12 protein-coding genes are annotated in these 14,451 nt (G+C 56.0%); 8 read left to right on the top strand and 4 right to left on the bottom strand.

The window, feature by feature from the left end; genetic code table 11:
* The first annotated feature begins 25 nt into the window (after nt 1-25).
* Entirely contained in the window at nt 26-1,144 is a 1,119-nt protein-coding gene (locus tag QMZ30_RS23720) for an ROK family transcriptional regulator (protein WP_283229114.1), read from the top strand.
* Between the two features lie 81 nt (nt 1,145-1,225).
* On the opposite strand, the gene QMZ30_RS23715 is transcribed toward QMZ30_RS23720, so the two are convergent.
* The gene (locus tag QMZ30_RS23715; protein ID WP_283229113.1) at nt 1,226-2,317 is read right to left on the bottom strand and encodes an ABC transporter ATP-binding protein; all 1,092 of its coding nucleotides are present in this window, start codon (nt 2,315-2,317) and stop codon (nt 1,226-1,228) included.
* Between the two features lie 12 nt (nt 2,318-2,329).
* Nucleotides 2,330-2,929, bottom strand: a complete 600-nt coding sequence (locus tag QMZ30_RS23710) for a GNAT family N-acetyltransferase (protein ID WP_283229112.1) — start codon at nt 2,927-2,929, stop codon at nt 2,330-2,332.
* A gap of 519 nt (nt 2,930-3,448) precedes the next feature.
* Here QMZ30_RS23710 and QMZ30_RS23705 point away from each other — a divergent pair.
* Genes QMZ30_RS23705 through QMZ30_RS23695 form a run of 3 tightly spaced genes read left to right on the top strand, consistent with a single transcriptional unit; the run spans nt 3,449 to nt 6,535 of the window.
* A complete protein-coding gene (locus tag QMZ30_RS23705) occupies nt 3,449-4,789 on the top strand; it encodes an ABC transporter substrate-binding protein (RefSeq protein ID WP_283229136.1) in 1,341 nt (446 codons plus the stop codon).
* Nucleotides 4,790-4,847: 58 nt separating this feature from the next.
* The gene (locus QMZ30_RS23700; RefSeq protein WP_283229111.1) at nt 4,848-5,720 is read left to right on the top strand and encodes a carbohydrate ABC transporter permease; all 873 of its coding nucleotides are present in this window, start codon (nt 4,848-4,850) and stop codon (nt 5,718-5,720) included.
* A complete protein-coding gene (locus tag QMZ30_RS23695; protein WP_283229110.1) occupies nt 5,720-6,535 on the top strand; it encodes a carbohydrate ABC transporter permease in 816 nt (271 codons plus the stop codon). The genes QMZ30_RS23700 and QMZ30_RS23695 overlap by 1 nt, the downstream gene beginning before the upstream one ends.
* 99 nt (nt 6,536-6,634) lie before the next feature.
* Here the strand turns inward: QMZ30_RS23695 and QMZ30_RS23690 are convergent, their stop codons facing one another.
* Nucleotides 6,635-7,705, bottom strand: coding sequence for a tartrate dehydrogenase (locus QMZ30_RS23690; protein WP_283229109.1), 1,071 nt, complete (start codon nt 7,703-7,705; stop codon nt 6,635-6,637).
* 85 nt (nt 7,706-7,790) lie between these two features.
* Between QMZ30_RS23690 and QMZ30_RS23685 the strand changes: the two genes are divergently transcribed.
* The 4 genes from QMZ30_RS23685 to QMZ30_RS23670 all read left to right on the top strand — a co-directional run bounded on the left by QMZ30_RS23685 (nt 7,791) and on the right by QMZ30_RS23670 (nt 12,361).
* Complete coding sequence (locus tag QMZ30_RS23685; RefSeq protein ID WP_283229108.1) at nt 7,791-8,699, top strand: LysR family transcriptional regulator; 909 nt, start codon at nt 7,791-7,793, stop codon at nt 8,697-8,699.
* A 377-nt stretch (nt 8,700-9,076) separates the two neighbouring features.
* The gene (locus tag QMZ30_RS23680) at nt 9,077-10,498 is read left to right on the top strand and encodes a sodium:solute symporter family protein (RefSeq protein WP_283229107.1); all 1,422 of its coding nucleotides are present in this window, start codon (nt 9,077-9,079) and stop codon (nt 10,496-10,498) included.
* Nucleotide 10,499: 1 nt separating this feature from the next.
* Nucleotides 10,500-11,681 (top strand): sialidase family protein, encoded by a 1,182-nt coding sequence (locus QMZ30_RS23675; RefSeq protein WP_283229106.1) that lies wholly within the window; start codon nt 10,500-10,502, stop codon nt 11,679-11,681.
* A gap of 2 nt (nt 11,682-11,683) precedes the next feature.
* Nucleotides 11,684-12,361, top strand: coding sequence for an SDR family NAD(P)-dependent oxidoreductase (locus tag QMZ30_RS23670; protein WP_283229105.1), 678 nt, complete (start codon nt 11,684-11,686; stop codon nt 12,359-12,361).
* 72 nt (nt 12,362-12,433) lie between these two features.
* Here QMZ30_RS23670 and QMZ30_RS23665 read toward each other — a convergent pair whose 3' ends face one another.
* Nucleotides 12,434-14,401, bottom strand: coding sequence for a sigma-54-dependent Fis family transcriptional regulator (locus tag QMZ30_RS23665; protein WP_283229104.1), 1,968 nt, complete (start codon nt 14,399-14,401; stop codon nt 12,434-12,436).
* Between the last annotated feature and the right edge of the window lie 50 nt (nt 14,402-14,451).

Here is a 14,451-nt window from a genome sequence, read left to right as displayed (position 1 = left end):
CCTTTACTTGCAGATAAAGAGATCCATGACCGCTCCCAACGTCACTGCCCGCATCTTGCGACTGATTGTCGAAAATGCACCGATCAGCCAATCCGATCTTAAAGTGCGAAGCGGCCTGAGCATGTCGACGGTTTCTCAGGCCACGAATCGCCTGCTCTCCGGCGGCATTGTGCAGGAGCTGGGGCTGCGTCGCGTTTCAATGGGTCGACCCAAAACGCTGCTGGGTTTGAATCCAGATCACGCCAGCGTGGTCGGCATTCAGCTCAACGCCGAACGTAACCTCATTGTCTTAACCGATCTCAGCGGCAATATTATCGGCGAGCAGCAAATCCCTTCCGGCGCCATGACGCCTAAACAGCTGGGTGATGCACTGGCGAAGTTTCTGCGTGGTGTGGAAGGCAAAAAAGTCGGCGCGATTGGCCTGGCGCTCTCCGGACTGGTGGATGCCAGTAACGGGGTTTGCGTGTTATCCCGCGCGCTGGGCTGGAACAATGTACCGATTGCACGCCTGTTGGAAGAGCGTTTTTCGCTGCCGGTATTTATTGAAAATGATGCCAACGCGCTGGCGATGGCGGCGCTGGTGTTTGGTCAGTTGGGGCATGCGCAGTCAGCGGTGATTGCCACATTCGGCAAAGGTATCGGTGCGGGGATCTTGCTTGACCGTCAACTCTATCGCGGTCGCCATGGTAAAGCCGGAGAAATTGGCGTCTCACTGCTGGGTGATGGCTCTGAACGGTTGCTGGAGGATGTTGCCTCATCCCAGGCCATTTTGCAGCGCGTGGCTGTGACGATGAAAGAGGCGGCGCCACAGACACTACGCGATCTGGACCAGCAGCCCACGCCTGAGGTGTTAACCATACTGGCGGAGGCAGGGCAGCATCTGGGCATATCCCTGGCAAACCTTTCCGTGGCGTACGATCCCGATGTGGTGTATCTGGCGATGGAGCCGCAAATGGCATCGCGCATTTTGCTCGATCACATCACTCAGAGTTTCCAGACTTACCGTCTGAAGCTGACGCCACACATGACACCGCTGCAGTTTCTCACTGAGTCCAATCGTATGTGGGCGCAAGGTGCGGCAGGATTCGCGGTGAATAAGTTACTGGATTTACTGGCGGCGAAGGCGGATGAGGAAGTTGTTTAGTCTCAGATCGCCATAAATGGCAACCCTACGGCGATCGTAGGCGGTTTTCGTAGGGTGCGCATTCATGCGCACCGGAGAATATTAACGCAACCGCAATCCCTGCTCATCAAACAGCATGCCGCGCTCAGCGCAAATCTGATAACTCACACGCTCGCCCATCTCATGCTCCGCCGCGTTACGCTCCTCAATGACCAATAACTTCTCTTCGCCAATATCAAGATAGAGGTAATTGGTGTGCCCGAGCATCTCGCTAAAGGACAAATCGGCGCTAAAGCTCAGGGCCTCAGCGTCGTGGCTGGCCGGTGCAAAATGCTCCGGGCGCACGCCAAGCGTGACCTTTTGCCCTTCGCGGCAAGCGGCATCAATCTTCATGGTCAGCGAGTGAATGCCCAAGGCGGGCACACGCAACTGCACCGCACCAGGCGCAACTGCCGCGACTTCTGCCTGCAGGAAGTTCATCTTCGGTGAACCGATAAACCCGGCGACGAACAGGTTATCAGGATCGTGATACAGCGCCATCGGCGCACCCACTTGCTCGATGCGGCCCTGGCGCAGCACCACGATGCGATCGGCTAGGGTCATCGCTTCCAGCTGATCGTGCGTAACATAAATCATGGTGTTACCCAGCGAGCTATGCAGGCGCGCGATTTCAATGCGCATCTGTAAACGCAGCTCCGCATCCAGATTCGACAACGGTTCATCGAACAGGAAAATACGCGGATGACGAATAATGGCGCGACCAATGGCGACGCGCTGGCGTTGACCGCCAGAGAGGGCGCGCGGCAGGCGATCCAGTAGTTCTGTCAGGTGTAGGCTCGCGGCCGTCTTGTTAATCGCCTGCTCAATCTCAGCTTTGGATTTCTTCATCACTTCCAGCGGATAAGCCAGATTGCCGCGCACCGTCATGTTGGGATAAAGAGCATAAGACTGGAACACCATGGCAATCCCACGTTCAGTGGCGGGTTGCTGAGTCATATCTGCACCTTCAATCAGCAACTTACCGTCACTTATCTCTTCCAGCCCGGCAATCATGCGCAACAGGGTTGATTTACCACAGCCGGATGGGCCCACAAACACCACGAACTCACCGCTGTTAATGGTGAGATCGATGCCGTGGATGACGTTGACATGGTCATAGGACTTCTTCACGTTTTGCAGGTGCAGGCTAGTCATGCGGTGCCTCAATCAGAGTAGTTGGCCCATGTAGATGGCGTTGCTGCGCAGAATCGGCGTGAAGCCGAGGCGCTGATAAAAGCCACAGACTTTCTCGTTTTGCAGGCTGACGCCGAGGTAAACCCCGGGTACGCCTGCTGCCCGCAGCTCGTGCAGCAACTGTTCAATCAATTTACGTCCCCAGCCACCTTGCTGTGCCGGGGGCAACAGGTTGATGTGCAGATGTGCTGGCCACTGGCTCACCAGTTGTTCTGCCGCCTCATCGGGTTGGTGGATCGCATCCAGTACTTTGCTGTCCAGTGGGGCGCGAGGCGTGTAATCGCGGTACTGCTGTTGCAGGCGAGGCCACCACGATGCGTTTAGCTCAGCCTCAAAGGCGCGCGTGTCGGGTGCAGCGACGGCATAGCCCACCACCTCACCTTGTTGTTCCAGTACGTAAGCAAACTCAGGTGCAAAGCGCGCGTACGGAATAACAAAACGCAGGCCGGGCAGCGCCGGGTCGGAGTAGAGCGCCGTGGCGTCGGTTCCGGCGTTGGCGGTTTCTAAGCAAATATGCGACAGGGCGGGAAAATCAGCCTCGTTCGCGCGACGAATAACACCTTCGGCGGTCATGGGGTGCCTCTATGGTCAGGAGATGAACAGATTTCACGGTAAAGAAAGCTGACTTAGTTTTCAAGGTGTAATAATTGACCTGGCGCACAAAGCAGGCATCAACCCTAATTTACGGTTATGACCTGTGAAGCTTTGATAGCCGCATCCGCCCACGCTATGCGGTAATCCGCGTTACCTGTCCCTGTATGGCCCAGTGATTAACTCGATAACTATAGAATTTTCATATGATATGTCAGTGGGTTAATTGTATTGGTGGTTTGTGCTGATGCATAAGGTGGATGCTCGTTTAATGTGCGATATCTGCACGAAACCACAGGGTTCTCTGCTGTTTAAGCCGCTTTTCTTCTCACTTTTTGCACTGTATCACAGAGCAAAAATTCCACAGTGCCGATGTTTGACTTTCTTTTGTTCATAAAGTAAGTATGAATTAACGGTGTTATTGCAGCTGCATCAACCTGTCAGGACCGGCAGGTGTCGAGATGAAGGGATGCCAGTCATCTGTTGGAGAAACCGAGCATGATGTGTGATTCAACCCAGCGTTCGTCCCGTATGAAAAGCTCACTGCGCAGCTTGTCGCGTCTGGTTTCTGCCGGGATCGTGCTCGGCGCAACCATGGTGTCAGCCCAGGCGGTGACGCTGAATGAATGGGATATTTATAACTATCCGCAGCAGACCGAAGCGGTGGATGAAGCGGTTAAAGCGTTCCAGCAAAAAAATCCGGGCATCACGATTCAGCGCTCGGTGCACTCATTTGAAGATACGCGCATCCCGCTCAAGCTGGCGTTGACCGCCGGTGATGGCCCGCAAATCGCTCAGGTCAATCAGGGCGGTGGCGATATGGGATCGCTGGTGAAAGATAAGTTGCTGTGGCCGATGGATGATTACGCCAAGACCTACGGCTGGACCACACGTTTCCCGGACTCGATTCTCAAACGTAACCGCTGGTCTGATAAGCAGGATTTTGGCAGCGGTAACCTGTATGGCGTGGCGAGCCTGGGGGAAATGGTCGGGCTCTACTACAACAAAGCGTTGTTAGATAAAGCGGGTGTGGCCGTCCCTAAAACCTTGCCGGAACTGGAAGCTGCAATGGCGAAGCTGAAAGCAGCCGGTACGCCGCCGATGATGCTGGGTCTGCTGGATGGCAACATGGGGCAGCAGTTGCTGAGTACCGTTTGGGAAGCCCAAATAGAGAGTAAAGACCGCAAGGCGCTGGACGATCTGATTTACGACGTTGGCGGGACTTTCAAAGACGATAAGCTGGTGAAAGCGGCGACCATGATGAAGAGCTGGAAAGACAAAGGCTACTTCTTCCCGGGTTTCGAAGGCATTGGGCATGATGATGCCGCCACACTGTTCCAGAATGGTCAGGCAGCTTTCCTGGTGAGCGGAACCTGGTATCTCGGCCAGTTTAAAGACAACAAAGATCTGCACTTTGCCGCGATGCCGATGGGTGAAGGGGTGCAGCATGCATTGATGGTCGGCGGGACTGACCTGGCGTTCTCGATCACCAGCACCGCAAAAACCAAAGAGCAGCAAGATGCGGCCGCCAAATTCATCGATTACATCGTCTCTGATGAGATGGCTAACCGCTGGTTGAAAGTCGGCTTCCTGCCAGCGGGCACCAGCAAAAACGCCCAGATCCCAGCGGACAACCCACTGCTGGCTGAAGCCTATCAAGTTTGGGTGACCCTCAACGATCATGATGGTCTTGGCCATTATCTTGACTGGGCCACGCCGACCATGAACGCGGAGTTGAATCAGAATGTTCAGCTGTTGCTGGCAGGACGGCAGACGCCGGATCAAATGGTCATTAATTTCGACAACAACTACCAACGTTACCTGAAAACCCTGAAGCACTGATGACGTCCGGCCCGGCAATCACGCCGGGCCGTGAACAGGCCCGCAAGCGAGTAAGGTTATGCTGAACAAATCTGCCTGGCGCAATGCGCTCTATCTTCTGCCCGCCGTGCTGGTATACGCGGTGTTTTTACTTCTGCCGCTGCTGGCATCGCTTGGCATCAGTTTCACCGAATGGGATGGCACCTCCTGGCCGATTTTCACGGGCATTAGCAACTATATGCGCATGTTCCAGGATCCGGTGTTCTGGGTGGCACTCGGCAACAATGCGCTGCTGATGCTGTTTTACACCCTGCTACCGATTGGCGTAGGTCTGCTGCTGTGCAGCTTCCTGTATGACACGCGCAATGCCAAAGAGCGTAGCGTATTGCGCATCCTCTTTTTCCTGCCGTATATCATGCCCATGGCGGTGCTGGGCGTGGTGTGGCGCTGGTTGTACAACCCGGCATTTGGCCCCATCGATCAGTTTCTGCGCGCTATCGGTTTACCGCAGTTGGCGCTCTCCTGGCTGGGCGATTTTACCTGGGCGCTGCCAGCAGTTGGGCTGGTGGCGACCTGGTATTTCTTCGGCTTCTGCCTGGTGCTGTTTATGGCCGGTTTGCAGCGCATGGATCCGTCGCTGCTTGAGGCAGCCGATTTAGATGGTTCCTCGCGTCGTCAGAAATTTATGCGGATTACGCTGCCCTCGCTGCGTCCGGAGCTGCGTATTGCGCTGCTGTTGACGGTGATTGCCAGCCTCAAGGCTTTCGACCTGGTCTACGTGATGACGCAAGGCGGGCCTGGCACCTCAACCATGGTGACCAACATCTTTATGTATAAGCAGGGCTTCGACCTGCACTACTTTGGCTATGCCTCCGCGGTGGCGGTGTTCAGCATGTTGATTGTATTGATGATCAACGCATTCATTCACTTTGCCATTCGGGAGAGACACTGATGCGTGGCACGCCAATAGCCTCTCGCGCGCTGATCTGGATTGTCGCGCTGATGACCATCCTGCCGTTTTTTATGGCGCTGATGACCTCATTCAAAACTCAGATGGAGCTATTTCAGGGCGTATTTACGCTGCCCTCGTCGCTGAACTTCAAAAACTATGTCACCGCCTGGCAGCAGGGGCACTTCAATGTCTACTTTATGAACTCGGTGCTGGTGGTGATTCCGGTGGTGATCAGCAGTATTCTGCTCGGTATTCTGGCGGGATTCGGTTTTGCCTGGTTGAAGATCCCCGGCAAGAAAGTGGTCGCGGCGATGCTGGGGCTGGGCATGGTGTTGCCGAGTGAAGCCTTTATTATTCCGCTTTATCACGAATTGCGCTGGATGGGGTTGACCAACACCTATCTGGCGCTGATCCTGCCGCAAATTGCGCTGTCGCTGCCGTTTACCACCTTGATGATTGCCACCACACTGCAGCAAGTGCCGCGAGAACTGGTGGAAGCTTCGGTGATGGATGGCGCATCGCGCCGCAAAATTCTATGGGGCATTCTGGTACCCGCTATCTGGCCCACGCTCTCTACGCTCGCACTGCTGTTGTTTATCTGGACGTGGAACGAATTTCTTATCCCGCTGATTCTGGTCAACAAAGATGAACTACGCACCTTGCCCATCGGCATGATGTTCTTCCAGAACAAAAACACCATCGACATTCCGGTGCTGATGGCGGGCGCGATGATCGTGATTATGCCGCTGGTGGCGGTGTTCCTGGTGTTCCAGCGCAAGTTTATTAGCGGTGTGACAGAAGGGGCAGTGAAGTAGTAGTTGGGCGTTCAGAATATCCATCATTGCCAGGGGCGGCCTTCAGGCCGCCCGTTACCGACATTACCGTAGCGGCGCGGCTCATCGCGCATTTTAACGCTACAGCGCTGCCGCAATCGCCACACCCAACTCTTCCGTTGAGGCGCTGCCGCCGAGATCGCGTGTCAGGTTATTGCCCGCAGCCAGCGTGCGCTCAATCGCATCCAGCACTGCGGCACCCGCTTCAGCGTAACCCAGATGTTCCAGCATCATCGCGCCACACCAAATCTGCCCAATCGGGTTGGCCACGCCTTTACCCGCGATATCGGGCGCAGAACCGTGCACCGGTTCAAACAAGCTGGGGAATTTGCCCTCCGGGTTGATATTGGCCGAAGGTGCAATCCCGATGGTACCCGTACAGGCGGGGCCGAGGTCCGACAGGATATCGCCAAACAGGTTGCTGGCGACCACCACATCAAACCAGTCAGGATGCAGCACGAAGTTCGCGGTCAAAATATCGATATGATATTTATCGACTTTTACTTCCGGGTAGCTCGGTGCCATCGCTTCAACACGGCTGTCCCAGTAGGGCATGGTGATAGCAATGCCGTTGGATTTGGTGGCCGATGTCAGGTGTTTTTTCGGGCGCTTTTGCGCTAACTCGTAAGCAAATTTCAGAATACGATCGACGCCAGTGCGCGTCATGACCGTCTCCTGGATCACCACTTCACGCTCGGTACCGGGGAACATGGTGCCGCCCACGGACGAGTACTCGCCCTCGGTGTTTTCGCGTACGACGTAGAAATCGATATCGCCCGGCTGGCGGTTTGCCAGCGGTGCTTTCACGCCTGGCATTAAACGTACCGGACGCAGGTTGACGTATTGATCGAACTCGCGACGGAACTGCAACAGCGATCCCCACAGTGACACATGATCGGGCACCACATCCGGCCAGCCCACGGCGCCAAAATAGATGGCATCGAACTCGCTTAAGGTGGCGAACCAATCATCCGGCAGCATTTTACCGTGCTGCTGCCAGTATTCGGCGCTGGCAAAGTCAAACCACTGCCACTCCAGTGAAATATTGAATTTCTTCGCCGCTGCATCCATCACACGGATGCCTTCAGGCATCACTTCTTTGCCAATGCCATCGCCAGGGATGACGGCGATTTTATAGGTTTTGCCGCTCATAGGGTCTCTCGCAGGTTGCTGTTGATGTTCTGAACGCAGTATAACCATGCATCACTGGGAAATAATTAGCCTGAGCGGCAAGCCAATGTTGAATAAAAGTAGAGAATCGCGCACTTCAACCGACGATCTGGCCTTCTTTGTCCGGGTGGCAACGCTGGAGAGCCTAACCGCCGCCGCGCGGGAACTGGGCCTGTCGCTGCCTGCGGTCAGTAAACGCCTGAGCCAACTGGAACAGCGGCTGGGCGTTCAACTGCTGCGGCGCACTACGCGACGGCTGGAACTGACCGCCGAGGGCAAGCGCTATCTGGAAGGGGCACGACCGTTGCTGGATCAGCTGGCAGAGCTGGAAGAAGCCGTCAGCAGCCAGACTGCGGTGCTGCGCGGTTCGCTCAATATCAACGCCTCGTTCGGCTTTGGCCGACGCCACGTGGCGCCTTGCGTCTCTCGTTTTGCCGCGCTGCATCCTGAAGTCTCCTTATCCCTGCAACTCAGCAGCCAGCCACTCAATTTCCTCGATGCGCACATTGATATCGATATCCGCATGGGCGAGCCACCCGATGCACGGCTGATGGCGCGTAAGTTGCGCACCAATCCGCGCGTGTTATGCTGCGCGCCCATCTACGCCGAACGCTATGGGCTGCCTGAGAATATTGCTGCTCTGTCACAACACAACTGTATTTTACTGCGTCAGTATGAGAGTGATTTTGCCCTGTGGCGCTTGAGCAACGGCGAGCAGCAGTTGACGCAAAAAGTACACGGCAGTCTGATCACCAACGATGGTGAGGTGGCGGTGCAATTGGCGATGGATGGACACGGTATTCTGCTGCGTTCCTGGTGGGACGCTCAGCACAGCATTGAGCGCGGGGAACTGCTGCATGTGCTGCCTGAATGGAGCGCGGTGGACGGTGATATTTTTGCCGTGTGGCAGCCACAGCGCCAGTTGCCCGCTCGCATTAGCGCCTTTGTCGACTTTTTGCAGTCCGCGCTGAAATAGTTAAGCTGATTATGATTATTTATAATCATCATTGACTGTTTGTGAGCATGATCAAACAAATATTACTTCATTTAGCCTATAAATTGCCCTGCTTGTGCGTGAATTCATTCTTCTGTGAGTGAAATGAATCACAAAATAAAGCAGGGGGTGGCCAGAGTGCAAAGACACTATACCCAAAATAATTCGAGCTTCAGGAAGGCGGCAAGTGCATGAATCCTCAGGAGCTTACTGAAGTCAGTGACTGAGGTGAATGCACGTAGCCAACGTACCTGCAGCTTGAATTATGAAGGGTATGAAATAATAAGACTGGCGACCTCATTAACGGCATGCGTTAAGCCCAGCGCCTGCCACGACCCTACGTTATCGATGAGGCTAAAATGAAACAATTCTCTGCAGAAGGGATGATGGTTATTGTCGGGATTGTCATCGCGTACATTCTGTTTACCACCTGGCTGACCTGGCGTCTGCGCAGTAAAAACAGCGGCGACTTTATGGCGGGATCCAACGTGATGCCGGCTTTTGTGGTGGGCGTGATGCTGATGTCAGAGTATATCGGCGCGAAATCCACGATAGGTACGGCGCAAGCCGCTTTTGAAGACGGTTTTGCCGCGTCCTGGTCCGTGATTGGTGCCGCGATTGGCTTCCCGCTGTTTGGTTTCCTGCTGGTGAAGCGCATTTACAACACCGGAAAAATCACCATTTCAGGCGCGATTGCCGAGCGCTACGGTACCTCAACCAAAAATATTATCTCGATCATTATGATCTATGCGCTGCTGCTGGTGAACGTAGGTAACTATGTGAGTGGCGCGGCGGCGATCTCCACGGTGTTAAACCTGGATCTCACCACGGCGGCGGTGATCACCGCGATCGTCAGCACCTTCTATTTTATGTTTGGCGGCATGAAGGGCATTGCCTGGGTCACGCTGCTGCACAGCGGACTGAAATATATCGGCATTCTGATCATTCTCGGTGTGGCGCTGCACATGACCGGCGGTGTGAAGCCGATGATCAAGGATATGCCGCACTTCTACTGGACCTGGGATGGCAATGTAGGTGCCAGCACTATCTTCGCGTGGATGATTGGGACTATCGGCTCAATCTTCTGCACCCAGTTCGTGATTCAGGCGATTGCCTCCACCAAAAGCGCGGAGTCTGCCAAACGCGCCACCTGGGTCGCCTTCTTCTTCTGTATGCCGATTGCCATCGCCATTGCACTGATCGGCGTGGCGGCTAAGTACCTGCATCCGGATATTAAAAGCCTCTATGCGCTGCCGGTGTTCCTGCAGGATATGAGCCCATGGCTGGCAGGGATTGTGACGACCTCGCTGGTGGCATCAATCTTTGTCAGCGTGAGCACCGTGGCGTTGGCGATTGCCTCGCTGGTGGTAAAAGATTTCTACGTGCCTTACCGCAACCCTACGCCGGAGCGTGAGTTCCGTATGACGCGCTGGTTATCGCTGCTGATTGGTTTCTTACCGCTGATCTTTGTGCTGTTCGTGCCAGAAGTATTGAAGTTATCCTTCTTTACTCGCGCGATTCGCCTGTCGATCTCGGTTGTCGCCATTATCGCTTTCTACCTGCCGTTCTATAAAAGCACGCGCGGTGCCAATGCGGGCCTGATTGGTGCCTGCGTGGTGACTTCGGTCTGGTACCTGCTGGGCGATCCGTTCGGCATCAATAACATGTACGTTGCGCTGATTACGCCAGCGGTGATCATGGTGATTGACCGTTTGATCCCCTCGCGTCAGACGCTTGAGAAAAAAGCCCCAAAATCGTCAATGCAAAACAGTGGAGCCTGATATGACCGATTCAACGATTACCGTAGAACGTAACGGTAACCTTCATCCACACGCCCAGGATGCACAGCAGCTGACGGCCATGCTGCCTTCGGTCTGTCCGCAGAACCATGCCGCGAACCTGCTGCCCTTGCCGAACGGCGCTCTGCTGTGTGTCTGGTTCGGTGGCACCCAAGAGGGTATCGCGGATATTTCGGTGTGGTGCTCGCGTCTGGAGAAGGGCAGTACGCAGTGGAGCGAAGCTGAAAAACTCTCTGATGACTCCACCCGTTCGGAGCAAAATCCGGTGCTGTTCCTCGATCCCGATCAGGTGCTGTGGCTGCTGTGGACCGCGCAGAAGTCGGGGAATCAGGACACCGCCATTGTGCGTTATCGTCAGTCACGTGATTTTGGCCGCAGCTGGAGTGCCATTGATACGCTGCTCGATCAGCCTGGCACCTTTATTCGCCAGCCGATTGTGGTGCTGCCGAATGGCAACTGGCTGCTGCCGGTGTTTTATTGCCGCACCCAGCCGGGCGTGAAGTGGGTAGGGAATGACGATATCAGCGCGGTGAAGATCTCCAGTGATAAGGGGAAAAGCTGGCGTGATGTCGCGGTGCCGGAGAGCCTGGGCTGTGTACACATGAATATCACATTGCTGCAGGATGGCAGCCTGTTGGCGCTTTATCGCAGCCGTTGGGCAGACTTTATCTACCAAAGCCGCTCCGTTGACGGCGGCGAGAGCTGGAGTGCACCGCTGGCGACCGAACTGCCTAATAACAACTCTTCAATTCAGGTCACCACGCTGAACAACGGTCATCTGGCACTGGTGTTCAACGCCATGAGTGCCAAAGATGCCAGCGAGCGCCGTCTGTCGTTGTACGATGAAATTGAAGACGAGGATGACGATGTGGCGGTGGCGGCGGAACCGGTGGTGCATACCGGGCGCACCGCATTTTGGGGCGCGCCGCGTGCCCCGATGACGCTGGCAATCTCTACCGACGGCGGAAAAAGCTGGCCGTGGCAGCGCAACCTCGACGAGGGGGATGGCTACTGCATGACCAATAACTCACAGCAGAAGCTGAACCGCGAGTTTTCCTATCCCAGCATCAAACAGAGCGAAGACGGTGCGCTGCACATCGCCTATACCTATTTCCGTCAGGCGATTAAATATGTGCGCGTCAACGAAGCATGGGTGAGGGGATAAGCATGAGTCGTCACGCGTTGGTTACCGGTGTCAGTTCCGGCATCGGCGCGGCGATTGCCGATCATCTGCTGGCGCAAGGCTGGCAGGTGACGGGCTTCAGCCGCACGCTGGTGAAAAAAGATCATCCCGCCTTTACCTCGGTGAGCGTTGATCTGTTTGATGCCAACCTGCTGAAACAGGCGCTGGCCGCTCTGCCGAAGGTCAACGCGCTGGTGCATGCGGCGGGGATGATGGCGGCGGCACCGCTTGGCGATCTGGATGAAGAGCAGAGCGCCCGCTTGTGGTATCTGCATGTGCAGGTGGCGCAAATCATGGCGAATGCCTTGCAGCCTCAGATGACGCAGGGCGACCGTATTGTGCTGATCGGTAGCCGGACATCACGCGGTGCAGCGAATCGCAGTCAGTATGTCAGTACCAAAGCGGCGATGGTGGGAATGGCACGCAGCTGGGCGGCAGAGCTCGCGCCGCAAGGTATTACAGTGAATGTGATTGCGCCGGGTGCCACCGAAACGCCGATGCTGCTGCAACCGGGGCGCGCCAGCTCACCGCCCAAGCTGCCGCCGATGGGGCGCTATATCAAACCAGAAGAGGTCGCTGCACTGGCAGGCTTTGTGCTGTCACCGGCTGCTGACGCCATCACCGGGCAGGAGCTGGTGATTTGCGGTGGGGCGTCGTTGTGACTCTTGGTCATACATGCGGGTGTTTGTAGGGGCGGCCTCCAGGCATGACGATAACGCTGTCTGGAGCCGCAGTTACAATGCTAATCCACTTCTTATTGCGGCCACGTCCACCTGCCACAACTTCAATTTGTTATACAGCGCCGTGCGGGAAATCCCCAGCAGCTGCGCGGACTGGCGCAGATTGCCTTTGTGTTCACTCACCACCTGCAACACATGCTGGCGCTCGTTATCCTGCAATGACGTCAATGTACTGGTGTCGGCCACTGCAGCCCGTCGCGCCATCTCCTCGGGCAAATCTTGCCTGCCGATCTCCAGCCCTTCACACAGGTTCACCATACGCTCGACCAGATTCTCTAGCTCACGCACGTTGCCCGGCCAGTGCCACGCCTGCAAACAGCTCATCGCTTCAGGCGACATTTGGGGGGCAATGCGTTTCAGCCGGGTACAGAGCGCCTGGATAAAGGTATTCACCAGCCCCGGAATATCCTCCTGGCGTTGGCGCAGCGGCGGTATCTCCAGCGAAATAACATTAAGGCGGTAGTAGAGATCGCGACGAAAGGCGCCTTTCTCCACGGCATCCAGCAGATTGCAGTGCGTGGCGGCGATGATGCGCACGTTCACTTTCAGCGGATGTGCCGCGCCGATGCGCACCACTTCGCTCTCCTGTAAGACGCGCAGCAAACTGGTTTGTGCCTCTAACGGCATCTCGGCAATCTCATCGAGAAACAGCGTGCCGCCCTCTGCCAGTTCGAATTTACCGGCCGAGCCACCGCGCCGTGAGCCGGTAAATGCGCCATCGACGTAGCCAAACAGCTCACTCTGGACCAAATCGCGTGGCAGCGCGCCGCAGTTGAGCGCGATAAACGGTTCCTGATGACGTGGGCTGGCATTGTGAATCGCTTGGGCAAACAACTCTTTACCGGTACCGCTCTCACCGCTTAACAGCACGGTACTGTCTGTGCGGCTGCTGGCACGTGCTTTCTGAATCGCCTGCTGCACAAGCGGGGCGTGGCCGCGAATCATCTCGAAGGTGTAGCTGGCGCTAGCACCCATCACGCGGCGTGTGATCGCGCGGATACGCTGGTTCTCACGCAGTGATAGCACACGGCCACCATCGGGCGCGGGCATAAGGGAGATCAGGCAGGAGAGGGGCTGGATGCCATCCGGGATGAACTGCATCTCGCGGTCGTTGCAAAACGGCATGGTAAGTAACGATCCACCTTGCGGCTGCAGCAGGACATCGATCGGCCCGGCATCGGGATCGAGGCCGCTAAAGATCTGCCGTGCATAGCGATTCAGGGTTTTAATGCGACCGTGGCGATCGCAGACGATCACGCCCTCATTCAAGGTTTCGAGAATCGACTGCTGCTCGGCCAGTAACCGCCGCAGCGTCAGTTGCTGTCCCACTGCTTCCGCAGCGGCTTGTACGGTACCCAGCGTGTGGGTATTGAAGTTATCCGGCGTAGCGGTCAGTGTCAGCACGCCGAGCATTTGACCGCTTGCGTCACGTACCGGTGCGGCGGCGCATTGAAAGTGGCGATTACGTAGATCGATCTTCCAGTTCTCCCCGCTCAGCACATACACCAGGCGTTGCTCGATTAGGCAGCGTGCCGTGCAATTGGTGCCGAGCACCTCTTCACTCAGGATGCTGCCAACAGGTGTCAGGTCGGAGCCGCAGAAATGCAGAGTGACACCCTGTGCATCAGTGAGATTGATGTGGCCGTCCGGGTTGTAGGCCAGCAGGTTCTCCATCACGTTGCGTGCCACCAGGATCAGCTCGGCATTGTGTTCCAGGATCGCCGCCAGCTCCTCGGCGGGCGGAGAGGTATAAACAAAGGTAGTGGGGTCGATGGCTCGCTGCTGCGACCGCTGCCAGGAGTGCAAAATGCTTCGCCGCATCCAGCGTGGCTGCTCACCTCGTTCAAAACTGTGCCAACCCTGCCACAGCAGCGTATCCCATTCGCCCACCTCCGCGCTGTTGGGCAGGCTGAAGATGGGGTCGCTTTCATCTTTAAAGGGTAAACGCTCAATGGTACGCATCGGACACTCCTGCTGGCGGTGGAATGTCCATTTTATTGACATGCAAAGTT

The sequence above is a fragment of the Pantoea sp. EA-12 genome (assembly GCF_030053355.1).
Classification (GTDB): Bacteria; Pseudomonadota; Gammaproteobacteria; order Enterobacterales; family Enterobacteriaceae; genus Pantoea; species Pantoea vagans_C.
Note: the sequence above shows the minus strand (reverse complement) of the source record. Positions and strands in the feature narration are given on the sequence as shown.